A 23,485-nucleotide genomic window follows, 5' to 3' on the forward strand; every position below is an offset into this window, starting at 1 on the left:
CGCATCATGATCGGCGAAATCGATATCTTTGGCGTGTTCGTGCCCGCCGTGCTCGTGCTGATGCTGATCGCGTACCTCATCAATGTCGTAATCGGCAAGGTGCTCACGCGCGTCGGCTTTTACCGGCTCGTGTGGCATCGTTCCATTTTCGATCTCGGCATCTATGTCTTCGTGCTGGCTGCCGTCATCATCGTGTCGCATCGCTTCGTGAATTAACGTGAACGTGAAAAAAACCTGGTTCTCCGCAGGACAGATCCTGCTGACGCTCATCGTCGTCGTGGTCGCCGCCCTCGTGCTGTGGCGCATCGTCAACTACTACATGTTCTCGCCTTGGACGCGCGACGGCCGCGTGCGCGCCGACGTGATCCAGGTCGCGCCCGACGTGGGCGGCCTCATCACCCGTGTCGACGTCGCCGACAACCAGCAGGTCAAGCAAGGCCAGGTGCTGTTCGTGATCGACCAGGCGCGCTACTCGCTCGCGCTGCGCCTCGCCGAGGCCACGCTCGAGCAGCGCAAGGCCACGCTCGCCCAGGCAAAGCGCGAATACGCGCGCAATATCGCGCTCGGCAATCTCGTGGCGGCGGAAACGCTGGAGGAAAGCCGCACGCGCGTCGATCAGGGCGAAGCCGCGGCGGCCGACGCCCAGGTCCAGGTCGACACCGCCAAGCTCAATCTTCAGCGCACGACGATCGTGAGCCCCGTGGACGGCTATTTGAACGACCGCGCGCCGCGTGTCGGCGAGTACGTCACGGCAGGCCGCGCGGTGGTCGCCGTCGTGGACATGCATTCGTTCCGCGTGGACGGCTACTTCGAGGAAACGCGCCTGCACGGCATTCAGATCGGCCAACCCGTGGAGATCACGGTGATGGGCGAGACGCGACCGCTGCGTGGTCATGTGCAGAGCATCGTCGCCGCGATCGAGGACCGTGACCGCCAGGCGGCGCCGAACCTGCTGCCCAACGTGAATCCGGCGTTCAGCTGGGTGCGTCTCGCGCAGCGCATTCCGGTGCGCGTGGCGCTCGACGAAGTGCCCGACGATTTCCGCATGATCGCGGGCCGCACGGCAACCGTGGCCGTGCGCACCGAAGCGAACAACGACCGTCAGGCCGCCCACGCGAACCACGCAAGCGGCGCCGTCGCTTCGCAGCCCGCTATGGGCGCGAGCGCCCCCGCCGCTTCCCAGGCTGCCGGAGCTTCGCAATGACACGCCGCAGTCTCTGGCGCCGCCACCGCTTTTGGCCCAACCTCGCGCTCGCGCCGCTCACGCTCGCGCTGGGCGCGTGCATCACGCTCGGTCCCAACTACCACGTGCCGCAGGAAGCCGTGGTCAACGCGCCGCTCGCACAGGGCCCGATCGACGGCGCGGACCATGCGCCCGTCTCGCAACTGGGCGTGCCCGCCAACTGGTGGCAGCTCTACGACGACCCCACGCTCAACGAACTCGTGCAGGAAGCGCTGAAGTCGAACACGGACCTGCGCGTGGCGGCTGCGAACCTCGCGCGCTCGCGGGCCGCGGTCGACGTGGCCAACGCACAGGGCGGCTTCTCGGGCAACGCGCATGCCGCCGCCGAGCGCGCGCAGGTGTCGGGCGAGCAGTACCTCCTGTTCGAGAAGGTGCCTGTCGCGACGCTGGGCGACCTCGGCGTCAACATCTCGTACGAATTCGACCTGTTCGGCAAGCTCCGGCGCGGCGTGGAAGCCGCGCGCGCCGACGACGCGGCCGTGGAAGCCGCGGCCGATCTCGCGCGCATCACCGTGGTCGCCAACGTGGCGCAGGCTTACGTGGAATCGTGCTCGGCCGCCGAGGAACTGGAGATCGCGCAGGAATCGCTCAAGCTGCAAAATGAGCGCGTCGCGCTCACGAAGCGCCTGCGCGACGCGGGCCGCGGCAACCAGCCCGACGTGACGCGCGGCCAGACCCAGGCCAATACGATCGCCGCCGATATCCCGCGCTTCGAGGGACGCCGCCGCGTGGCCCAGTATCAGCTCGCCATGCTGCTCGCGCGCGCGCCCAAGGACCTGCCGCCCGCCGCGCTCGCGTGCAGCCGACTGCCCAGGCTCAAGCAGCCGATTCCCGTCGGCGACGGCGCCGGGCTCCTCAAGCGCCGCCCCGACGTGCGCGAGGCCGAACGCCAGCTCGCGGCGTCGACGGCGCGCATTGGCGTGGCGATCGCCGAGATGTACCCCGATGTCACGTTCGGCGCGGGCGTGGGCACGGTGGGCCTGACCAGCGACCTGTTCACCCCTGCGACCAATGCCTGGTCGTTCGGACCCCTGATCAGCTGGACCTTCCCGGTCAACGGCCAGCGCGACCGCGTGCGCGCCGCAGAGGCCGCGACGGGCGGCGCGCTCGCGCACTTCGACGGCGTGGTGCTCAACGCGCTGCGCGAAACGCAGTCGAGCCTCGCGACCTATGCCGCCGACGACCAGCGCGCCGACGCGCTGCGCACGGCCTACACGTCCGCGCAGCAGTCGGCGGACGAAACGCATCGTCTCTATGCGGCAGGCCGCGAAGCGTTCCTCTCCGACCTCGACGCCACGCGCACGCTCACCACTGTGCACGCGCAGGTCGCCGCAGCCGAAGGCCAGGTCGCGCTCGACCAGGTGCGGTTGTTCCTCGCGCTTGGCGGCGGCTGGGAAGGCAATCAGCAAACGCTGCAGCCGCAGGGGGCGCAAGGCACCCAGCCGGCACCGGCGGCACCGGCGGCCACCGCCGCGACTGCGCCCACGCCCGCGAATTAAAGGCGCCAGCCTCTCCTTCAGCGCGCCACGCCGCCTTGCGCGGCGTCGGCGCGCATCGACTTCTGCGGCTTCGCAAGCGCGCCGCGCACCTCGAAGCGCACGGTATCGGTCACACGCCCTTTCGCATCGACGAGTTCCAGCGTGTGCTTGCCCGGCCAGGGCAGCCACGCGACGCGCACGGCGCCACCCAACGCCTTGCCGTCCAGGCGCCAGCTCACGCGCGCGTTCGAGCCCGTGGCACGCTCGAACCAGACGCGCTGACGCTGCGCGGGAATGTCGGGATCGAGCGCGAAAATGGTGCCGTCCACGGGGCTGCCGATTTGCGCGGGCCCACGCGCGAGATCGGCTGCATTCGATGCCAGGCCCACTAGCGGCGTGGACGTGCCCGCGATGAACCACTCGTTGCGGGAAGGCTCCACGGTATTGGCGAACTGCACGCGCACGCGCTCGACGCCAGGCGGCGCGGCAGGCGCGACACTTGGCACGCGCCGATGCAGATAGCCGACGATGGCGGCCCACACCGGCGCCGCGCCGGTCACGCCCGAGACGTCCCACATGGGCGAACCATCGGCGTTGCCGACCCACACGCCCACCGTATAGCGCGACGTGAAGCCCACGGTCCAGTTGTCGCGCATGTCCTTGCTCGTGCCCGTCTTGACCGCGGAAAACATGCGGGTATCCAGCGGACTGTCGAAATCGAAGGTACGCGTGCGCGCATTGTTGTCGGCGAGGACGTCGGTGACGATGAACGCGGACTCGCGGCTGAATACCCGCTTTGACTTGCTACTTGATGCGGCCTGCCCAGACGCAGGCAATTCGGCGATCGGGCTCACGACGCCGCCATTGGCCAGCGCGCGATACGCGTTCGTGAGCGTGACGAGGCTCACATCCGCGCTGCCCAGCGCGAGACTGAAGCCGTAGTAGTCGCCTGCCTGCGTGAGCGGCAGGCCGAGCGCCGAGAGCGTCTTCGCGAATCGATGCGGCGTCACCATCACGAGCGTGCGCACGGCCGGCACGTTAAGCGACGAGCCGAGCGCGGTGCGCACGCTCACCCAGCCCTTGAAGCCCTTGTCGTAGTTCTGCGGCATGTAGAGGCCGCCGCCCGCCGCGAGATCGAGCGGGGCGTCGTCGAGCAGCGACGCGGTCGTCACGCGGCGCTCGTCGATGGCCTCGGCGTAAAGAAAGGGCTTGAGCGTCGAGCCCGCCTGGCGCAGCGCGAGCGCCGCGTCGACCTCGCGCGCCTTCGACAGGCCGCCTGACGACCCGACCCACGCGAGCACTTCGCCCGTTGCGTTGTCCAGCACGACGACCGCGCCGTCCTGCACGTTGCGCGGATGCGCGCGCGCATTGAGTTCGATGAGCGTGCGTGTGAGCGTGTCGCGCGCGTAGCGTTGCAGGTTCGCATCGAGCGTCGAGCGCACGCGCATGCCGGGCGCGGGATGCACGGCGTTCGCGATCTGGCGCGCAAAGTGGGGGGCCAGCTGCGGCGAGTTTTCGCTTCGCCCGTCAAACGAGAGATCGTCGGCGGCGATAGCCGGGCGCGCGAAGGCCATCTGCACGAAGGCATCGAGATTCGGGCAGCCGCCGTCGACGTTCGCTGCGCGCATGTCGCGCAGAATGCGGCACGCGCGCGTGGCGACCTTCGTATAAGGCGCGTTGGGCGCGCGGATCAGCGCGGCGGCGACAGCCGATTCGCGTTCGTCGAGCCCCGACGGCGCCTTGCCGAACAGCGTTTGCGAAAGCGCGGCAAGACCCACCGTCTCGCCTCGGAACGGCACGAGGTTCAAATACGCCTCGAGGATCTGGTCCTTGCGCCAGGTGCGTTCGAGCCGCAACGCGTCCACGGCTTGCACGGCCTTTTGCGCGAGCGAGCGCTGGCCCGAGTGCTTCGGGTCGTCGTCGAACAGGCCCGTGAGCTGCATCGTGACCGTGGATGCCCCGCGCGTGCGTGTACTCCACAGGTTCGCCCAGGCGGCGGCCGTCGCGCCGCGCCAGTCCACGCCGCTGTGCTCGTAGAATCGTTTGTCCTCCGAAACGATGATGGCCTCGCGCAGCGCCGGCGACACGTCGGCGAGCGCGACCCAGTCGCCGCGCCTCGCGGTGTGTTCCACCCGCGTGCGCTGCAACGGCGTGCCGTCGCGCGCCAGCAGAACCCAGTCGGAGCTTTTCCACTGGCCGCGCACGTCATCGAACGTCGGCAGTGCGAACGCGGGCCGCGGCAGCAGCACGAGGCACAGCGCGGCAACGCCGAGCGCCCCCGCAGCGCGATGCCGTAGCGCCAACGGGCCGCTCATGGCGCCGCCTTCACGACCACCGGTGCGTTCGGCGCGACGCCGAACGTGGCCGGCGCGTAGAGCGCCTCCACGCGCGTGGGCGGCAACCCGAAGGTGCCGACGTTGTTGAGCCGCGCCGTGTACTCCACCGAGATCTTGCCCTTCGGCAGAAACTCGTAGTAGGCACGATACCCGTCGAAGCCGCGCTCGATGAACGCGGGCCACGGACCGTTCTCGTGCTGCTTCTCGCCCTGCGTCGCCACGGCCGAATCGCGCCCGAGCCCGGAGCCCAGGATCGTCGCGCCCGCGGGAATCGGATCGTTGACGACGACCCACGTCATGTCGGTTTGGGCGTCGATGTCGAGGCGCACGCGTACGACGTCGCCGCGCGTGTACACGCCCTTCACCGCGGCGTCCACCGGCGTGATGGTCTTCGTGATGCGATAGCCCGCCGCGAACGGCGCGCGCAACGCGACCGCCGCGAGGCTTTCCACCGTGGCCCACGGCTTGCCGCTTCCTTCCTGCGTCAGCGTGAGCGTCGCCGCCGCGTTCTGCTTTGGCCATGCGAGCAGCGTGCTGCGCGCGGGCGCGTTGCGCGTCGCCGCCGTGGCTCCGCTGGCGCCCGATGGCGCTTGAGCCGCCGCTTGCGCCGCCGCGTTCCAGCCAACGATGCGAGACGTATCGCCGAGCTGGAGCTTCGTCGCGCCCGTCACCGGATCGTGCTCGAACACGCGCGAGAAGCGCTCGACCGCGAGCGAGCCGTATGCGTTCGCCGTCGTCGTGCTCCACGCGCCGTTGCGTTGCAGCGCGAGCAGGCCCGCCACGAGCCGCGGCATTTCTTCCTTCCACGCGGGGTTATCGACAAAGGCCAGCGCGAGGCGCGCCGCGTTGACCTCCGCGCCCGTCATGAGCCACCACAAGTCGTCTTCGGCGGCCGTGGAGAACGTCAGCTGCGTGCCCTGCCACGTGAGACGCGAGCGCAGGATCTGCTCGAGCTGCGCCAGTCTTTCCGCGCGATCCGGCACATCGCGCATGCGCGCGAGACTCTCCGCATAGTCGATCACCGCCGACGTAGGCCACTGGTTCGGCGCGATCTCGATCGAGCCGAACTGGCGTGCGTTCGCCGCGCCGTAGCGCGACAGCGCATCGATGGCGGCGAGCTTGCGCAGATCGAGATCGCGGCGCGGCGCCCACGCATTGCGCTCGATGCGGCCTTCCACGAAGCGCGTGAGGCCCTCCACCATCTTGCTGCGCAGGGCGTCGGGAAGCGCGAAGCGCGGGTCGAGCTTCGACGCCTCGTCGCTCACCGTGAGCAGATACGCGGTGAGCGCGGTGCTGCCGCGGCTCGCGCTGTCGTCGGCAGGCGGGAAGTAGTTCGCGAGGCCGTCGCGGTCCAGATAGACCGGCAGGCGCGCTAGCTCCGTCTGCCAGCGCGCCGCGTCCCGCAGGCCGATCGCTATCGACGTCTGCTGCTCGAGGCAGGAGTACGGGTAGCGCGTGAACCAGCGGCGCACGCCGGGCAGGCCGTCCGCGAGCTTCGGCTGCAGCGACACCGCAATGCCGCCGCGCACCACGCCTGCACGCGTCATGCTCGCGTTGGCCGGCGGCGCAACGGGAATCGAGAGCGTGCCGTCCACCTGCGCGAGCGTGGCCTGCTGCACCGTCACAGGGATCGCCGCGCTCACCTGCTGCGCGAGCTTCACCGCGTCGGCCGCATGCGCGCCGCCCTGCTCCGCCGCGCTCACGTTCCACGCGAGCGCGGGCCGTTCCGCTTCGGCGAGATCGTCGGGAACCGCGACCGTCCACGCAATCTCACGCGACGAATTGGGCGCGAGGTCCACGGTCTGCGCCGCAAGCGCGAGCGGCGGCACGTTTGGCGTGACCAGCACTTTCATCGCGCGCGGGGTCGTATTGCGCAGCGTGAACTGCGCGCGGAAGGTGTCGCCCTCGCGCACCTGCGGCGGCAAGCCGGAGATCAGCTGCAGGTCCTGCGTGCTCTCGATGGTCGCGCTGCCCGTGCCGAAGCGCGCCACCCCGCTCGCCGCAATCGCGACAATGCGAAAACGCGTGATCGAGTCGTTCAGCGGCACACTCACTTGCGCCTCGCCCTTCGCATCGAGCGTGACGCGCGGGTTCCAGTAGAGCAGCGTGTCGAAGAGTTCGCGCGTCGCGCCATGCCCGCCGCCGCCGCCCGCCGGCACCGCCTTGCGCCCGAAGTGCCGCCGCCCGACGATCTCCATTTGCGCCGTCGCCGTCTCGACGCCATAGGCGCGTTGCTGCAGCATGGCGTCGAGCAGATCCCAACTGCGGTTGGGCATGAGTTCGAGCAGTGCTTCATCCACGGCCGCCACGGCGATCTGCGTACCCGCGGGCACCGGCTGGCCGCCAGGAAGCTGCACGCGCAACTGGACGTGCGACGTCGCGCGGACCGCGTAGCGTTTCGCGTCGGGCGTCACGCTCACCGCGAGGCGGTGCGCCGCGTCGCCCACGCGGATTTGCGCGAGCCCGTAACGGAAAGCCGGCTTCGACAGATCGACGAGCGGCGTGGGCGCCTCGTACTGGCGGCCCTCGTACCAGAACGCGCGCGCCCATTCGAGCGGCGCTTTCCACCCCCAGGTGAAGAACGAATACCACGGCACTTCGTGAATGCGTCCACGCAGCGCGAGCACCGAAACGTAGACGTTGGGCCCCCACGTGTCGCTCACTTTCAACTCGATGGTCGGGTCGCGCCCGTCGAGTTGCACCACGTGCGTTTCGATGATGCCCTCGCGCTCCACGGCGACGAGCGCCGTCGCGAAGCGGAACGGCATACGCACCTGGAAGCGCGCGGTCTCGCCGGGTTCGTAGCTCGTCTTTTCGGGCAGCACGTCGATGCGGTCCGTGTTCTCGCTGCCGAACCAGAGTTCGTCTTCGCGCGTGACCCATACCGAGGTCGTGGCCGTGGAGGCATGACCATCGCCGTCGCGCGCCGTGGCCACGAGCTGGATGTTGCCCGCTTCCTTGAGCTTCGCGTCGCATGTGAGCAAGCCGTGATCGTCGCTCGTGCCGCTGCACAGCGTGCCGAGATCGCGCGTTTCCGTGTGGTTGTCGTAGGCGTAGAAACCGCCCACCATGCGTTTGCGCGAAGTCGTCGTGATCTTCGCCACGCCGCGCACTTCGAGCTTCACGCCCGCGTGCGGCTTGCCCTGCAGGTCGAGCGCGAGCGCGGTGACCGGCACCGTCCTGCCGACAGAGACCCAATGCCCCGACTTGATGCCCGCCACCACGGCAGCGGGCCAAAGCGTGGCCGCGCCGCTGATGGTCTGCACTTCGCCGTTCGGGTCAGCGAAGGTCGCTTCGAGCGCGAGGCGCTTCGGCGCGTCTACGGCCGGCAGGTTCTTCATCACGAGCGTGCCCGCACCGTTGCGGTCGAGCGTGAGCGGCTCCTTGTCGGCCACGAGCTTCGCGACCTCGTGGTCCTCCCGTGGGCCGCTATCCTCGTCTTCGGACGTGTTGTCGGCCTGGCTCGCGCTCACATACGGCGCGAAACTGAAATCGCCGTACGTGCTGGCGAACGACGGCGTCGTGTCCTTCACGAGCGCCGAAACCTGCACGGGCAGATTCGACGCCGCGCCGCCCGACACGTAATCGATCTGCACCGCCACGCTCGCCTGCGTGGCGGCGATGAGCGGCGAAGTCTTCTCGTTCTGCACGGCGATCGTGCCCTTGAGCACCGGCAAGCGGAAGGCTTCCACGCGGAAGCCGCCGCTGTCGTAGCTCATATGAATGGCGTCCGCGCTGTTGTCGGCTTCGTCGTTGCCGTCGCTTGCCGTGCTCGCGTTCGCGGCGCCGTCGTCGAGCGAGACGTCGTATTCGCCGAGCTTCGCTTCGGGCGGCAGCACGAAGGTCGAGTCCGCCGTATGGTCGGCTGCCCACTTGAGCGGCAGATGCCACGTCTGCCCGCTGCCGGCATGGCGTATCGTCACGCGCGTGGGGTACTGCTGCGGGAGTGCGAAGCCATGCATCGTCTGGGCGCGGATGAAGTGTTTCATCGACACCGTCTCGCCCGCGCGCAGCAGCGTGCGGTCGAACACGGTATGCGCGCGCACCGTGGGCTGCACGCTCGTGTCGGTCGGCACATTGAAGCGCCACGACTCGATGCCGCGATTCCAGTCCGATTGCACGAAGGCCATGTCGGGGCCCGTTTTCGGGTCGTCGATGCGCGCGGAAACGAACAGCCCGCTATAGCTGTTTTCGCCACAGTCGCGACGATTCGACAGCGGTCCGTCTATCATCAGGAGTCCATGGGAATCCGTCTTTCCCGTGGCGAGCGTCTCGCCATTGCAATCCGATACGTGCACGTCGGCACCTGCCACCGGCTCGCCCTTGTCGAGCGACGTGACCCACACCACGCTATTCTCGCGTCCCTGCTTGAAGTGCACCCCCAGATTGGTGACGAGCACGGCCGTGCGCACGTACATGGGCGCCGGCTTGCCGAGCAGGGAGGCCCCGAGTGAAGGTGAAGCGAGTTCGATCACGTAGAAGCCCGGCTTCGGCACGGGAATGCCCACCACTTCGAACGGCCGCAACGCCTTTGGGTCGGCCTTGGGCAGCGTGAGCGTCTCTACGCCGGGCCGGCCCTCGAGCAGCGAGAGCGAGCGCACGTCGATGATGCGCGCCTTCGCGTCGTCGTCCCCCTCGCCCGTCGTGCGCGGAATCACCACGGGCGACTTCGCGCGCGCGAGCAGCCCCGGCATCAGCTTGTCGATCGACGTTTCGCTCATGCCGAAATTGTCGAACTGGTCGACGAGGCGCATCCAGCGGCGCATGTCGGTGTCGGACTGCACAGCGACCTTCGCGAACTTCGCCTCGCCCGCGTTGAGCCCCTGCACGTGCAGGTCGGCTTCGACGTTGCGCAGCGTGACCGGCACGAGCGGCGGCGTGCCCGGCTCCGCATAGCGCTCGATGATGCCGAAGGTCGAGGACGGGAATTTCGCGAGCGGCGGCATCAGTGCGGTCGCCGTATGTAGCGGGAACAGATCGGCGTTCGCGAGCGCTCGCCCGCTTACGTCCTTGAGGCCGGCGGGTGCGGTGATCGTGAGCGTCGCGCGCTCGGGCAAGGGCGCCGAGAATGAGATCGAGCTGACTTCGTCGCTCTTGTCATCTGGGCGAAAAGTCGGCGCGACTTCCCCCTTCGGCCCTTGCAGACGGAACTTCTGCGCGTCGGCGCGCGCAATCGGCGCGCTCAGATCGATGCGCACGGGCCGCAGCGGCGTGCATGGCGCCTTCGCATTCTCGCGCTCGCAACTCATGCTCGCGGTGAACGGCTCGCGCACCGTGAAATCGAAGCGGCGCTCCACGTCGTTGGGCGTGCCGTTCGGTCCAAGCACGCCCTTGCCGTACACGAGCTGCATCTTCGCGCTGGAAGGCAGCGTTTGCTGGCAGGTGAGCGTCAGCACGCTCGCGCTGTCCTTTTCGAGCCGGAAATGTTTGAGCAGCGCCGCGCGCGTGGACGCATCGACAGGCTGCACCGGAATGCGGTTGCCGAGTCCACTCGACTCGCACCACACGTGTTCGCGCACGGAAGCCGGCGTGGCGGGGCCATTGAGTTTCAGCACGAATGCCTGGTTTTCCTCTATTTCGCCACCGTAGGGACGCACGCTCAGCGGGAACGGGCCGCCGGTGGAGAACGTGAAGCGGCGTACGCCGGTCACGGCGTTGCCCGCCTGCGATTTGAGAGCGTCGACGAGCGTGACGCTGCATTGCACGTCGGGCGGCAGATCGGCGGCGAAATCATACGCCCACGTTTTCCCGTCGATCCAGCGACCCTGGCCCGCGCCGGCAGCCGCGTTGCTGCATTGCAGGCGCGCGGGGTCCTTCGCATCGGGCGCGCCGAACGCCACCATCGCCTCGTCGAACTTCACCACCACCTGGCGCACCTGCGCCACGGTCCCCTGCGGCGACACGCTCACCGCGCGCGCGGCATAGGCGCGCCACGCCCACGCCATGCTCAAGCCCAGAACCAGGGCGAGCGCCAACGTCCCCCACCCGCGAGTTGTTCGTGTTATTCGCTGCATCGACCGGTCCTCGTTTGCGCGCGCGCCGCGTGGCCATTGCCGGGCGGCGTGCGGTGAATGGTACAGGGCGCCGCGCGCTCGCGCGCCGGGAATGGCCGGCCACGCGCACATGCGGGCGGCTCGCGAAGAACGCGAGCGCCGGCGCGCAGCTTGCCGCGAATCGGGAACTCGCGACATCGGAAAACGCTGAATTTGCGAACGCGCTAAGGCGAAGGAATGACCGCGGGGAAGAGGCTAGCCGGACTCGCGGACGCGAGCCGATGAGAGATCAGATGAAGGCGTAGTGAAGGTGCGCTAGTGACGGCTGCCGCACTTCGCGGCTCGCCATGGACCGCGAGCGGCCACCGGCCGCCCGCACGACATCGGACTACATGGCTTCGCGACACCGCGTCGCCGGCTGCGACTGGCAGAAGTTCGCGAACATTCCAGATCGGGCGGCTTCGATGTGCCGCCTGCGCAGGGGGAAAATGAATCAGCCCGCGATGCGCCTTGGCGCCATCGCGGGCTGACATTCATCATGCGACATGAATCGGCTTCCTACCGCCGCAAAACTCATTGTGCGTTGTACACCGGCGGCGAATAGCTGCTCACCGCGCCATCGGTACGCGCACCGCTTTGCGACGAGCCGCTCGTGGCCGGGCCATAGCCGGTTGCCTGCGCAACGGCCCCACCGCTTTGCGCGTTCACGCGCGCCTGCGCTCGTTGCAGATCATCGGGGTAATACAGGTCGTTCACCGAGGGACGATAACCCGCGGCTTCGAGCTGCCTCAGCTCACTACGCACCTGGGCACGCGTCACAGGACCATTGGTACCTTGCGACTGTGCAAACGAAATGGCCGGCACTGCAAGCACGGCAGCGATCGCAACGGCCTTGATGAGCGTTCTCATGACTAACCTCCAGTAACTTGATCGAATCGGTGCAGCGGCTTGTCTGCATCCGTTGAGTACAAGTCTAGGAACGTTGGCCTCGCGAATAAATGCTGCAAAAGCGAATTTACTATTCCCGCAGCGCACCTAATCGGCTTTCATTGCTCCAATGCATAAGCTTCTTTCTGGATGGAATATGGAACATGTGTGCAACGCACTGTGCCACTCTGATGCATGATAGGGGCTCTTCCGAATCTTCGATGAGGGGGCAGCAATGGCGACGTGGCAACCGGACCCGACCTTCTACCCGTCTGCGCGCATGGCAGGCGAAGCCCCGCCCGAGACACTGGCATACGTCGCCAGCTTCGACCCCACGCGCAGCGTGCCCGATTCGCTCGACGTGGTCGATCTGGACCCCCGTTCGCCGGAATTCGGGCGCATCGTGCATCGGCTCGCTATGCCCAACGTCGGCGACGAACTCCACCATTTCGGCTGGAATGCCTGCAGTTCGTGTCTGTGCCCCAATGCCCCCCACGCGCATACCGAGCGCCGCTATCTCGTCGTGCCCGGGCTGCGCTCCTCGCGCATCCATATTGTCGACACGAGGCCCGACGCGCGCCGCCCGCATATCGCACGCGTGCACGAGCCCGAGAGCGTCGCACAGCGCGCGGGCTACACGCGTCCGCACACCGTGCATTGCGGGCCGGATGGCATTTATGTGACGTCGCTTGCGAATGCGCAGGGCGAGGCGCCCGGCGGCGTCTTTCTGATGGACCACGAGAGTTTCGATATTCTCGGCCAGTGGGAGATCGACCGCGGCCCGCAACAGCTCGCCTACGACGGCTGGTGGCACCTCGGCTATGACACGCTCGTGACGAGCGAGTGGGGCCTGCCCGCGACCTTCGAGAACGGCCTCGTGCCCGAGGTCCTGCTGGGCGGCCAGTATGGCCATCGCCTGCACTTCTGGGATCTGCACACGCGCCAGCACAAGCAGGTGCTCGACTTCGGCGCGGAAAACCAGCTCGTGTTCGAGCTACGCCCCGCGCACAATCCCACGCGCCCCTACGGTTTCGTGAACTCCGTGATCAGCCTGAAGGACCTCTCGGCCTCGATCTGGCAGTGGTATCTCGACGGCGACCAGTGGGCCGCACGCAAGATCATCGAAATTCCGGCCGAGCCGGCCGATCCCGAGCATCTGCCGCCCATGCTCAAGGGATTTGCGGCCGTGCCGCCGCTCGTCACCGATATCGCGCTCTCGCTCGACGACCGCTTCCTCTACGCGGCTTGCTGGGGAACGGGCGATTTGCGCCAGTACGATGTGTCGGACCCCGAACATGCGCGCCTGACGGGTTGCGTGCGCATCGGCGGCATCGCGGCGCGCGCGGCGCATCCGTTTGCGCCCGGGCGCGCGCTCAACGGCGGCCCGCAAATGGTGGAAGTGAGCCGCGACGGCCGGCGCGTCTATTTCAGCAACTCGCTGTATGGTGCGATCGACGCGCAGTTCTATCCCGAAGGCATCGACGGCTGGATGGTGAAGCTCGACGCCGCGCCCGAAGGCGGCCTCGAATTCGACGAACGCTTCTTCGTCGACTGGCCGAAGTCGCACCGGCCGCACCAGATCCGGCTCGAAGGCGGTGATTGCTCATCCGATTCGTACTGCTACCCATAAGTGCGGGGCATGATATGGAGGAAGTCTTCGGCGCGCACTGGGGCGCCTGGGCAGCCGTGGTGGGCAGCGGCGTCTTTCACGGCGTGAATCCGGCGATGGGCTGGCTCTTCGCGACCGCGCTCGGGCTGCAGCGCGGCAGCCGCACGGCGCTGCTGCTCGCCTTGCCGCCCATCGCGCTCGGTCACGCCGCGTCCATTCTGCTGTTCACGAGTTCCACCGCGGCGCTGGGCGCGCACCTGCCGGGCGCCGCGCTGCATGGGTGCCTGGGCGCCCTGCTGATCGCGTGGGCCGCGTGGCAGCACGCGTATGGGCACCGGCACCGCGTGCGCGTGGGGATGACCGTGGGCTTTGCCGGGCTTGCGGCGTGGTCCGCGTTGATGGCCACGCTGCACGGCGCGGGACTCATGTTGATGCCCGCCATGCTGCCGCTGTGCGGTGGAGCGGGCGGCGCAGCGGGCCTTGCGAACCCGCTTGCGCTTTCGTTTGCGTTCACCGCGCTGCATACCGTCACGACGCTCGCCACCACGGCCGTCATTGCGCTGCTCGCCTACGAGTATCTCGGTCTTGGCGTGCTGCGGCGAGGCTGGATCAACTTCGACTGGCTCTGGCGCGGCGCGCTCGTGGCGACTGGCACGCTGATGATCGCGACGGCGTGAGCCCCCGGCTCAACTCCCCGCCGGATAGTCCGTGCCGAGGCTCAACTCGCGCCACGCCTCGATATCGGCAAGCGCCGCGCGCAAGCGGTTCGCCACTGCATCGACACCGAACGCGCCCAGCACGAGATGCCGCGGCGGCTTTTCGGCTTCCGTGATGCGTATCATCGCCTGCGCCGCGCGCACCGGATCGCCCGGCTGATGCCCGCTGCCTTGCGCCGTGCGCTGCATACGCGCGCCCGCCGTTTCGGCGTAGTCATCGACACGGCTCGCCGTTTGCACGAGCGAGCGGCCCGCCCAGTCCGTGCGAAACGGCCCCGGCTCCACGCAGGTCACCTTGATGCCGAGCGGGGCGACTTCCGCCAGCAGCGAATCGGAGAATCCCTCCACGGCGTGTTTCGAGGCCGCATAGTAGCCAGAACCCGGAAATCCCGCGAGCCCCGCCACCGACGTAATGTTGATGACGTGACCCTTGCGGCGCGCACGCATGCCCGGCAGCACCGCGCGCGTGAGCGTGAACAGGCCGAACGCGTTGGCATCGAACTGCGCACGGATCTCGCGCTCCTCGCCCTCCTCGATCGAACTCTGATAGCCGTAGCCCGCGTTGTTGACGAGCACGTCGATCGCGCCGAACTGCTTTTGCGCGGCCGCGACGGCGGCGTCGATTTGCGCAGCGTCGGTCACGTCGAGCGAGACGGGCAGCAGGCGATCGCCGGCCTCGGGCGCGAGATCGTCGAGCGACGCCTTGTTGCGCGCGGTCGCGACACAGCGCCAGCCGCGCGCGAGCACCGCGCGGGCCAACTCGCGGCCAAAGCCGGTCGAACAACCGGTCACGAACCAAACCGGCGACGCATTCGGGGAATCAACGGACATGGGAAGGCCTCCCGGAAGAAGGGGCAGACGAGGCTGCCGAAGACAGGGGCAAGCGGAAGATGGCGCCGCCGCACGAAGCAGGTCACGAAGAGGTCGCTGAGCCCGTTCGATCGCATGCGCAGCCTTCGATGATACCGGTCACGCGCGAACTCTGCTGGCACGCCCTTGAACCCGCGCCGCTGAACGCCGGCGCCGATTGCCCGAGCCATGTACCATACGGCGCCTGGTGCCCCGAATTTCAGCGCCACGAATCAACTGTCATTTGCCGGAGAAAAAACCCGATGTCCACCGTCACCACGCCCGCAAGCCCCGCTGCCGATCTCGCCGATGCCGTGCGCGCCCTCGAAGCGCGCTATGGCACGCCGTGGTCCGCGCCGCTGCCGGCCTGGAACGATACGCTCGACACGCTGCTCGCGCACCGCTCGGTGCGCAACTACGCGGACCGTCCGCTGCCCAATGGCACGCTCGAAACGCTGATCGCCGCGGCGCAGTCGGCCTCGACCTCGTCGAACCTGCAAACGTGGAGCGTGGTTGCCATCGAAAACCCCGAGCGCCGGGCGCGCCTCGCCGAGCTTGCCGGCGGCCAGTCGCACGTTCGCGCAGCGCCGCTCTTTCTCGTGTGGCTCGCGGACCTCTCGCGCCTCGAAGCGGCCGGCGCGCGTAGCGGGGCGAGCGTCGAAGGTCTGCATTACATGGAGACGCTGGTCGTCGGCATGATCGACGCGGCGCTCGCCGCGCAAAACGCCGTGATCGCACTAGAATCGCTCGGCATGAGCGCCGTGTATATCGGCGGCATCCGCAATCAGCCTGAGCAGGTGGCCGCAGAACTCGGTCTGCCGCCGCGCGTGCTCCCCGTGTTCGGCCTGTGCGTGGGCTATCCCGACGAAACACGCCCTGCGGATGTGAAGCCGCGCTTGCCGCAGGCGGTCGTGCTCCATCGCGAGCAATACGACGCGCCTTCGCAGCCGGCCGCGATTGCCCAGTACGACGAAGTCATGGGCGGCTTCCAGACCGCCCAGGGATTGAGCGCGGCGGGCTGGACCGTGCGTTCGCTCGCGCGCTGGCGCAGCCGCGAGTCGCTGCACGGCCGCGACCGCCTGCGCGACGCACTCGACGCGCTCGGCTTCGAGCTGCGCTAAACGCACCGGCACGCCGCGGGACATTTCAGGCAACGAAGCACGCACGCTACACAGGAGAGACGCAAATGAAAGTCGCCGTCATGGGCGCAGGCGCAGTAGGCTGCTTTTATGGCGGCATGCTCGCGCGCGCGGGACACGATGTCGTCTTGATCGGCCGGCCCCAGCATGTCGAGGCCATTACGCGCGACGGGCTGCGCCTCGAAGCGCAGCAGTTCGACGCGCGCATCGGCGCGCCGCATCTCACGGCCAGCACCGAAGCCGCCGCCGTGGCGGGCGCGGACCTCGTGCTGTTCTGCGTGAAGTCGACCGACACCGAAAGCGCGGGCGCCGCGATCAAACCGCATCTGGGCGCCGACACGCTCGTGCTCACGCTGCAGAACGGCGCGGATAACGCGGAACGTCTGCGCACCGTGATCCCGCAAGACGTGGCGGCCGCCGTGGTCTATGTCGCCACGGAGATGGCGGGGCCCGGCCACGTACGCCATCACGGCCGCGGCGAGCTGGTGATCGAGCCTTCGCGCGCGAGCGACGCGGTTGCGCGCACGCTCATCGAAGCGGGCGTGCCCACGGAAATCTCACCCAATGTGCGCGGCGCCCTCTGGGCGAAGCTGATCGTGAACTGCGCGTACAACGCGCTCTCGGCGATCACGCAATTACCTTATGGGCGTCTCGTGAAGGGTGCGGGCGTGAGCGACACGATGCGCGACATCGTCGGCGAATGCATGGCCGTCGCACAAGCCGACGGCGTGACGCTGCCGCCGGACATGGACAGCGCGGTGACGCGCATCGCGCAGACCATGCCGGGCCAATACTCGTCCACGGCGCAGGATCTCGCGCGCGGCAAGCTCAGCGAGATCGATCACCTCAACGGCTATGTCGTGCAGCGCGGCGCGGCGCTTGGCGTGCCCACGCCTGCGAACCGGATGCTGCAAACGCTCGTGCGGCTCATCGAGGACAAGGCGCGCGCGGCGATCTAGCGCGCGCCGGTCGCGCTGCCTCAGCGGTCGAACACGAGCAAGGTGGAGGTGGCGGATGCGTAGAGCTTGCCCTGCGCATCCGTGACGCTGCCCTCCGCGAAGGCCGCGCGGCGGCCGATGCTGAGCACGCGCCCTTCTGCGCGCACGACGCCGGTGTCGGCCGTCATGGGCCGGTGGTACGCGACCTTCAGCTCCAGCGTGGTATAGCCCTGATTTGCACTGAGCCGCGAGTGCGCGGCGCACCCGCACGCGGAATCGAGCAACGTGGCCGCATAACCGCCGTGCACTGTGCCGATGGGGTTGTACACATGCAGGCCGGGCGTGCCCTCGAATACGACGCGGCCCTCCTCGACTTCGACCAGCCTGAAGCCGAGTGTTTCGCCAATGGCCGGGCCACGGCTGCCGTGCAGCATGCGCTGCAATTGTTCGACGCCGGTCAGGCCGGCGGGCATTTCAGCAACGAGGTTCATCGAGGCGATCTCCGTTTATGGCGCGCGTCTGTTCGCGACTGTGCGCACCTGTGCGCACCTGTGCGATTCGCCATCGTAGCGCTTTTCGAACGATCGTGCTTATATTATCGCGAGCTACTCACGCGTTTCGATTCAGGCCTCGATTCATTGGAGCGGACGTTTCAATACGTCTCGAGATGCAGCCGCCCTTCCCGCTTGAGGCGCTCCCACAACGCCTCCCAGCCCATGCCGTGCTTTTCTGCAATCTCCTGAAGCGCCTGCAGCACGCCGTCTTCCATGCCCTTCAACCCGCAGACATAGACATGCGTGTTACCGTCCTTGAGCAGTTGCGCGACGTCCACAGCGCGCTCGCGCATGGCGTCCTGCACATAGCGGCGGGGCTGGCCCGGCGTGCGTGAGAAGGCGAGGTTCGTGTCGATGAAATCCTTTGGCAGATTCATCAGGGGTCCGAAGTAGGGCAACTCCTGCTGAGTGCGCGCGCCGAAAAAGAGCATGAGCTTGCCGGTCGCGCCCTTGAGCCTGCGGCGGCGGCGATATTCGGTCATCGCGCGCATGGGCGCGGAGCCGGTGCCCGTGCAGATCATCAGCAGATGCGAGTTCGGATGGTTCGGCATGAGGAAGGTATTGCCGAACGGCCCGATCACGGTCACCACGTCGCCCTTCTTCAGATCGCAGAGATAGTTCGAGCACACGCCGTCGGTTGCGTTGCCGCTGTGATCGCGCGTCACGCGCTTCACCGTGAGCGAAACGTTGTTGTAGCCGGGGCGCTCGCCGTCGCGTGGGCTCGCTATCGAATACTGGCGCGCGTGATTGGCCCGGCCTTCCGCGGTCGCACCGGGCGGCAGGATGCCGATAGACTGGCCTTCCAGCACCGGGAACGGCATGGCGCCGAAGTCGAGCACGATGTGATGGATGTCGCTTTCGGTGGCGTCGCCGGTGAGGCGATAGTTGCCGACCACGGTCGCCGTAGTGGGCGCCTTGTGCGTGTAGAGCTGGACATAGGGGCGCGCCGCCGACCACGGCGGCACGGTCGAGCCGCGCACCATGTCGGAGCCGCCGACGGGTGCATCGGCGGCATTCGGCGCCGCTTGCTCAACGCTCGCCCCATCGCCCGCTTCCGGCGCAACGACCGGCGTTCCCACCGATGGATTCTGCGCAGGCAGTTCATCCCACGTGTACTGCTCGTCAATGGTGTACGTCTCGGCCTTGAGCACGTTGCGCCAGTTGTCGATCGCGCCGGTCGGGCACGGCGGCACACACGCCATGCAGGCGTTGCAGACGTCGGCCTTCACCACATAGTTGGTGCCGTCGTGCGTGATCGCGTCGACAGGGCACGTTTCCTCGCACGTATTGCAGCGTATGCAGATTTCGGGATCGATCAGGTGTTGCCTGAGAATTTCCACGGGTAGCGGACCGTTCATGATTGTCTCCCGCCGCGGCGCGCGAACGCGTGGCTGCGCGCCGCCGCTCCCCTCAGTTAAAGCGCACGTATTCGAAATCGACGGGCTGCCGGTTGATGCCCATGGCCGGCGGCGCGATCCAGTTGGCGAACTTGCCCGGCTCGATCACGCGGCCCATGAGCGACGCCACGTAGGCGCGGTCTTCCGCGGTGGGCAGCCATTTCGCTTCGTTCGCGGCCCACTCGGTCTCGCCGATCACGCGGCCGTCCGGCGACACGCGCACGCCCGCGAACGTGCCGATCTGGCGGTTGAAGGCCTTGTGCGGCACGGTGAGGCGAACGTCGATGCCAGCCTTTTCGAGCACCTTGTTCCAGCGGTTCACGCCCGCAATCGAGTCCTTGATGTAGTCGTCGCGCAGCACTTCGTTCATGGCATTGAGCATCGGCACTTCGCGCTCCACGAGCTTGCCGTCCTGCACGTCGAGCAAGCGGTATTGCTGGCCTTCGAGCTGGTGGTCGTCGTCGCGTTTGATTTCTTCGTAGCGGCCCTTCAGGCCCGAGCTGTAGAAGGTCGCGGCATTCGACGAGTGGTCGGCGCCGAACAGGTCGATCGTCACCGAGTAGTGGAAATTCAGGTAACGCTGGATCGTTTCGAGGTCGATCACGCCCGCGGCGCGCAAGCGGTTCACGTCGCCGGTCTTCAGCTCGTTCATGACCTGCGCGGTGCGTTGCACGACGCGCGAGATGCCCGATTCGCCGACGAACATGTGATGCGCTTCTTCGGTCAACATGAATTTCGTCGTGCGCGCGAGCGGGTCGAAGCCGGATTCGGATAGCGCCGAAAGCTGGAACTTGCCGTCGCGGTCGGTGAAGTACGTGAACATGAAGAACGCCAGCCAGTCTGGCGTTTTCTCGTTGAACGCGCCGAGAATGCGCGGGTTGTCGTCGTCGCCCGAGCGGCGTTCCAGCAATGCTTCGGCTTCCTCACGACCATCGCGGCCGAAATAGCGATGCAGCAGATACACCATCGCCCACAGATGCCGGCCTTCCTCCACATTCACCTGGAACAGGTTGCGCAGGTCGTACATGGAGGGCGCGGTGAGGCCGAGATGGCGCTGCTGCTCAACGGAGGCGGGCTCCGTGTCGCCCTGCGTGACGATGATGCGGCGCAGGTTCGCGCGGTGCTCGCCCGGCACGTCCTGCCACGCCGCCTCGCCCTTTTGCGCGCCGAAATGGATCTTGCGATCCGCTTCGCCCGGCGTGAGGAAGATGCCCCAGCGATAGTCAGGCATCTTCACGTGGTCGAAGTGCGCCCAGCCGCCCGCGTCGACGCTCACCGCCGTGCGCAGATACACATCGTAGCCGTGCGAGCCGTGCGGGCCCATGTCGCCCCACCACGAGAGGAAGTTCGGCTGCCACTGTTCGAGGGCGCGCTGCAGCGCGCGGTCGTCGGCGAGGTTGACGTTGTTCGGGATCTTTTCGCCGTAGTTAATCGTAGAGTTGATCGTGGACATTGCGGTTCCTTGTGCAAACGCGGCGGCAGAGACGGTTATCAAACGCGGGCGACGTCGAACTGCGCCTTGCTGCCCTTGCCGTACACCTTGAGCGCGCCTTTCTCGCCCACGGCGTTGGGCCGGTTGAAGATCCAGTTCTGCCACGCGGAGAGCCGCCCGAAGATGCGCGTTTCCATGGTCTCCGGCCCGTTGAAGCGCAGATTCGCTTCCAGACCCGTGAGCGCGTCGGGCGACATGACCGCGCGCTCTTCCAGCGCGAGGCGGATTTCGTCGGCCCAGTCGATGTCGTCGGGCGAGGCCGTCACGAGGCCCAGGCGCTCCGCCTCGACCGGCTTGACTGCCTCGCCTATCTTCGCGCGTGCGGCATCGAGGGGTTCGGTTTCCTCATAGAAGCGCCGCGCGAGGCGCGATTGATGCGTAACCATCGGGTAGAGGCCGAAGTTCGCTTCCGAGAGCGTGATGGCCGGTTCTTCGTCTTCGTTCGCGGGTAGCGCGGCCATGTACGTGCGGTCCGCGGCGAACGCGAGTTCGGCGAAGGTGCCGGCGAAGCATGAGCCCGGCTCGATCAGCGCGAACAGCGAACGCGAAGAGACATCGATGCGCGCCAGCGTGCGGCGCAGCATGCCGATGGTCTCGCGCACGAACCAGTGGTCGCGGTGCGCGAGCAGCGCGGCGTCGGCCGCGAGCACGGTGCGCGCGTCGCCTGCGGTCTTGAGAATCCACGTGCCGATGTCGAGCTCGTTGGTGCGCATGGAGAGAATCGCGTCGTCCAGCTCGCGCGCGAACTGCAGCGGCCACCACGACGCACCGGCAGCGACGATCGATTCGATATCCGAAACAGGTGCCACGGCGGGCGCTTTCGCCGTGAACGTCGCGGTGCGCTTCGCGCGGTCGATCGAGACATCGACAGTGGCATAGCTCAGGCCGCCGTCGTGCTCCACGCGTTCGATGCGCGGGAGCGCAATGCCCTTGGCGTCTGCGGGACGATCGCTCGCGGCGGCCAGCTCGAGCGCGCGCGCCTGCACGGCCTGACCGAACTGATTCGGCTTCACGACTTCGTCCACGAGACGCCAGGCCTTCGCGCGTTCGCCGCGAATGCCTTCCACCACGGTGCAGAAGATATCGGCGCGGTCGTGGCGCACCTTGCGCTTGTCGGTTAGGCGCGTGAGGCCGCCCGTGCCAGGCAGCACGCCGAGCAGCGGCACTTCCGGCAGCGCCACCGACGACGACCGGTCGTCCACGAGCATGATCTCGTCACAGGCGAGCGCGAGTTCGTAGCCACCGCCGGCACACGCGCCGTTGACGGCCGCAACGAACTTCAGGCCCGAATGGCGCGACGAATCTTCCATGCCGTTGCGCGTTTCGTTGGTGAACTTGCAGAAGTTGACCTTCCAGGCGTGCGTGGAAAGGCCGAGCATGAAGATGTTGGCGCCCGAGCAGAACACACGGTCCTTCAGGCTGGTCAGCACAACGGTGCGCACTTCCGGATGCTCGAAACGGATGCGCTGGAGGGCATCGTGCAGTTCGATATCGACGCCGAGGTCGTACGAGTTCAGCTTCAGCTTGTAGCCGTCGCGAATGCCGCCGTCCTCGGCGATATCCATGCCGAGCGTCGCTACGGCGCCGTCGAACGAAAGCTTCCAGTGCCGGTATTGCGAGGGATCGGTGCGGTAATCGACCCGCTGCGGGGCGACGGCGGTTTCGGCTGCGGCCATGAGCGTCTCCTGTCTACACTTCGTTTCAATGAACGATAGTGCAATGGATTGCTTGTGTAAAGCATGCTAATGCATTTTAATGCATGAAAGGGGTAAACCCGCGATGCCGCAGCTCACACCCGCCGCTCACTCGATGCGGGGCGCCTCCGCGGCCAGCCGGGCGGCGAGCCGGTCACGCAGTTGCAGGTAGGCGTCGGCGAGCGTCTTTTCGCTGGTGTCGAAGGTCATGTCGGCGCGGCCATACAATTCGTTGCGGCCAGCCAGGATGCGCTTGAGGTCGTCCATCGCCTCGCTGTTACCGGAATTGCCCGACATGGGCCGAAGGTCGCCCTGCGCCACGACGCGGCGCATGTGCTCTTCGGGCGCGGCCTGCAGCCAGACGGTGAAGCAATGCGCGAGCAGCACATTGAACGTGGCGGGCTCGGAAACGAGGCCGCCCGGCGAGGCGATCACGGCGCGCGGGTGTTCCGCGATCACGGCCTCCAGCGCCCGGTGCTCGTAGCGGCGATAAGCGCTTGCGCCATAGAGTGAATGGATTTCCGAAGGTGGACAGCCCGCCAGCTGCTCGATCACCCGCGTCAGCTCGACGAACGGCACCTTCAGCTCCTGCGCGAGCATGCGCCCGAGCGTGGACTTGCCCGCGCCGCGCAGGCCGATGAGCGCAATGCGCTCGTTGCGGTGCGGGTCGGCGCTCGTTTGCGAGAACATCTCGGCGAGCGCCACGCGCGCACGCTGCAAGGCCGCCGGTTCGCGCCCCTGCAGCAACTCGCGGATCAGGAGCCATTCCGCCGACGAGGTCGTGACGTCGCCGAGCACCTCGGCGAGCGGGCAGTTCAGCGTGCTCGCGATCTGCCGCAGCACCAGCACGGAGGCGTTCCCCACGCCGGACTCCAGATTCGCCAGATGCCGCTCCGAGAGCCCGGTTTCCGCCGCCAGCGCCTTGCGCGTCATGCCGCGTCGCGCGCGCAGCATGCGTACGCGCTCGCCCATGGCGGTCAGGAACGGATCGCGTTCGGTGCGCTCGCCGCGCGAGGCGTCGTCGGCGGCTTCCGCTGGAAGCTCGGCAATGTAAGTTTGCTTCATCTTAGGAAATCCCTGAACCCGTGTTTATGTACTATAGTGCTTGACACGCACTTTG

Annotated in this window: 16 protein-coding genes; 7 read left to right on the plus strand and 9 right to left on the minus strand. The window is 67.4% G+C overall.

The window, feature by feature from the left end; translation table 11 throughout:
• Positions 1–6 precede the first annotated feature (6 nt).
• The 3 genes from M3A49_RS01665 to M3A49_RS01675 are packed head-to-tail and all read left to right on the plus strand — an operon-like array spanning position 7 to position 2,742.
• The gene (locus M3A49_RS01665) at positions 7–216 is read left to right on the plus strand and encodes a DUF1656 domain-containing protein (RefSeq protein ID WP_027818583.1); all 210 of its coding nucleotides are present in this window, start codon (positions 7–9) and stop codon (positions 214–216) included.
• A gap of 7 nt (positions 217–223) precedes the next feature.
• A complete protein-coding gene (locus M3A49_RS01670; protein WP_266227339.1) occupies positions 224–1,204 on the plus strand; it encodes an HlyD family secretion protein in 981 nt (326 codons plus the stop codon).
• The gene (locus tag M3A49_RS01675) at positions 1,201–2,742 is read left to right on the plus strand and encodes an efflux transporter outer membrane subunit (RefSeq protein WP_266227233.1); all 1,542 of its coding nucleotides are present in this window, start codon (positions 1,201–1,203) and stop codon (positions 2,740–2,742) included. The genes M3A49_RS01670 and M3A49_RS01675 overlap by 4 nt, the downstream gene beginning before the upstream one ends.
• 17 nt (positions 2,743–2,759) lie before the next feature.
• Here the strand turns inward: M3A49_RS01675 and pbpC are convergent, their stop codons facing one another.
• The 3 genes from pbpC to M3A49_RS01690 all read right to left on the minus strand — a co-directional run bounded on the left by pbpC (position 2,760) and on the right by M3A49_RS01690 (position 11,959).
• Positions 2,760–5,036 (minus strand): penicillin-binding protein 1C, encoded by a 2,277-nt coding sequence (gene pbpC, locus M3A49_RS01680; RefSeq protein ID WP_266227234.1) that lies wholly within the window; start codon positions 5,034–5,036, stop codon positions 2,760–2,762.
• A complete protein-coding gene (locus M3A49_RS01685) occupies positions 5,033–11,071 on the minus strand; it encodes an alpha-2-macroglobulin family protein (RefSeq protein WP_266227235.1) in 6,039 nt (2,012 codons plus the stop codon). Before M3A49_RS01685 ends, pbpC begins: the two co-directional genes overlap by 4 nt.
• A gap of 552 nt (positions 11,072–11,623) precedes the next feature.
• On the minus strand, positions 11,624–11,959 hold the full coding sequence (locus tag M3A49_RS01690; RefSeq protein WP_266227236.1) for a DUF4148 domain-containing protein: 336 nt from the start codon (positions 11,957–11,959) through the stop codon (positions 11,624–11,626).
• Between the two features lie 253 nt (positions 11,960–12,212).
• Between M3A49_RS01690 and M3A49_RS01695 the strand changes: the two genes are divergently transcribed.
• Entirely contained in the window at positions 12,213–13,607 is a 1,395-nt protein-coding gene (locus M3A49_RS01695) for a selenium-binding family protein (protein WP_266227237.1), read from the plus strand.
• 14 nt (positions 13,608–13,621) lie between these two features.
• Positions 13,622–14,263 carry a hypothetical protein gene (locus M3A49_RS01700; protein ID WP_266227238.1) on the plus strand — a complete coding sequence of 214 codons (642 nt, stop codon included), beginning with the start codon at positions 13,622–13,624 and terminating at the stop codon, positions 14,261–14,263.
• Positions 14,264–14,272: 9 nt separating this feature from the next.
• On the opposite strand, the gene M3A49_RS01705 is transcribed toward M3A49_RS01700, so the two are convergent.
• Positions 14,273–15,133: an oxidoreductase gene (locus M3A49_RS01705; RefSeq protein WP_266227239.1), complete on the minus strand. Its 861-nt coding sequence runs from the start codon at positions 15,131–15,133 to the stop codon at positions 14,273–14,275.
• A gap of 281 nt (positions 15,134–15,414) precedes the next feature.
• Between M3A49_RS01705 and M3A49_RS01710 the strand changes: the two genes are divergently transcribed.
• Both M3A49_RS01710 and M3A49_RS01715 read left to right on the plus strand, forming a co-directional pair.
• A complete protein-coding gene (locus tag M3A49_RS01710) occupies positions 15,415–16,272 on the plus strand; it encodes an NADPH-dependent oxidoreductase (protein ID WP_266227240.1) in 858 nt (285 codons plus the stop codon).
• Between the two features lie 65 nt (positions 16,273–16,337).
• Entirely contained in the window at positions 16,338–17,249 is a 912-nt protein-coding gene (locus M3A49_RS01715) for a ketopantoate reductase family protein (RefSeq protein ID WP_266227241.1), read from the plus strand.
• A 20-nt stretch (positions 17,250–17,269) separates the two neighbouring features.
• On the opposite strand, the gene M3A49_RS01720 is transcribed toward M3A49_RS01715, so the two are convergent.
• From M3A49_RS01720 to M3A49_RS01740, 5 genes are all read right to left on the minus strand, one after another.
• Positions 17,270–17,719, minus strand: a complete 450-nt coding sequence (locus M3A49_RS01720; protein WP_266227242.1) for a PaaI family thioesterase — start codon at positions 17,717–17,719, stop codon at positions 17,270–17,272.
• 161 nt (positions 17,720–17,880) lie between these two features.
• Complete coding sequence (boxA, locus tag M3A49_RS01725) at positions 17,881–19,140, minus strand: benzoyl-CoA 2,3-epoxidase subunit BoxA (protein ID WP_266227243.1); 1,260 nt, start codon at positions 19,138–19,140, stop codon at positions 17,881–17,883.
• A gap of 52 nt (positions 19,141–19,192) precedes the next feature.
• Positions 19,193–20,632, minus strand: coding sequence for a benzoyl-CoA 2,3-epoxidase subunit BoxB (gene boxB / locus M3A49_RS01730; RefSeq protein WP_266227244.1), 1,440 nt, complete (start codon positions 20,630–20,632; stop codon positions 19,193–19,195).
• Positions 20,633–20,670: 38 nt separating this feature from the next.
• Positions 20,671–22,347 (minus strand): 2,3-epoxybenzoyl-CoA dihydrolase, encoded by a 1,677-nt coding sequence (gene boxC / locus M3A49_RS01735; protein ID WP_266227245.1) that lies wholly within the window; start codon positions 22,345–22,347, stop codon positions 20,671–20,673.
• A gap of 126 nt (positions 22,348–22,473) precedes the next feature.
• Complete coding sequence (locus M3A49_RS01740; protein WP_266227246.1) at positions 22,474–23,430, minus strand: helix-turn-helix transcriptional regulator; 957 nt, start codon at positions 23,428–23,430, stop codon at positions 22,474–22,476.
• Positions 23,431–23,485 lie beyond the last annotated feature (55 nt).

Source organism: Paraburkholderia sp. CNPSo 3076 (assembly GCF_026343935.1).
In the GTDB taxonomy this organism is placed as follows: domain Bacteria; phylum Pseudomonadota; class Gammaproteobacteria; order Burkholderiales; family Burkholderiaceae; genus Paraburkholderia; species Paraburkholderia nodosa.

Bases quoted from the DNA above. Each gene is read 5' to 3' on its own strand.
- M3A49_RS01695 (WP_266227237.1), top strand. From the start codon at position 12,213: ATGGCGACGTGGCAACCGGACCCGACCTTCTACCCGTCTGCGCGCATG.
- boxA (WP_266227243.1), bottom strand. From the start codon at position 19,140: ATGAACGGTCCGCTACCCGTGGAAATTCTCAGGCAACACCTGATCGAT.
- M3A49_RS01715 (WP_266227241.1), top strand. From the start codon at position 16,338: ATGAAAGTCGCCGTCATGGGCGCAGGCGCAGTAGGCTGCTTTTATGGC.
- M3A49_RS01685 (WP_266227235.1), bottom strand. From the start codon at position 11,071: ATGCAGCGAATAACACGAACAACTCGCGGGTGGGGGACGTTGGCGCTC.
- M3A49_RS01720 (WP_266227242.1), bottom strand. From the start codon at position 17,719: ATGAACCTCGTTGCTGAAATGCCCGCCGGCCTGACCGGCGTCGAACAA.
- M3A49_RS01665 (WP_027818583.1), top strand. From the start codon at position 7: ATGATCGGCGAAATCGATATCTTTGGCGTGTTCGTGCCCGCCGTGCTC.
- M3A49_RS01690 (WP_266227236.1), bottom strand. From the start codon at position 11,959: ATGAGAACGCTCATCAAGGCCGTTGCGATCGCTGCCGTGCTTGCAGTG.
- boxC (WP_266227245.1), bottom strand. From the start codon at position 22,347: ATGGCCGCAGCCGAAACCGCCGTCGCCCCGCAGCGGGTCGATTACCGC.
- boxB (WP_266227244.1), bottom strand. From the start codon at position 20,632: ATGTCCACGATCAACTCTACGATTAACTACGGCGAAAAGATCCCGAAC.
- M3A49_RS01675 (WP_266227233.1), top strand. From the start codon at position 1,201: ATGACACGCCGCAGTCTCTGGCGCCGCCACCGCTTTTGGCCCAACCTC.
- M3A49_RS01705 (WP_266227239.1), bottom strand. From the start codon at position 15,133: ATGTCCGTTGATTCCCCGAATGCGTCGCCGGTTTGGTTCGTGACCGGT.
- M3A49_RS01740 (WP_266227246.1), bottom strand. From the start codon at position 23,430: ATGAAGCAAACTTACATTGCCGAGCTTCCAGCGGAAGCCGCCGACGAC.
- M3A49_RS01710 (WP_266227240.1), top strand. From the start codon at position 15,415: ATGTCCACCGTCACCACGCCCGCAAGCCCCGCTGCCGATCTCGCCGAT.
- pbpC (WP_266227234.1), bottom strand. From the start codon at position 5,036: ATGAGCGGCCCGTTGGCGCTACGGCATCGCGCTGCGGGGGCGCTCGGC.
- M3A49_RS01700 (WP_266227238.1), top strand. From the start codon at position 13,622: ATGGAGGAAGTCTTCGGCGCGCACTGGGGCGCCTGGGCAGCCGTGGTG.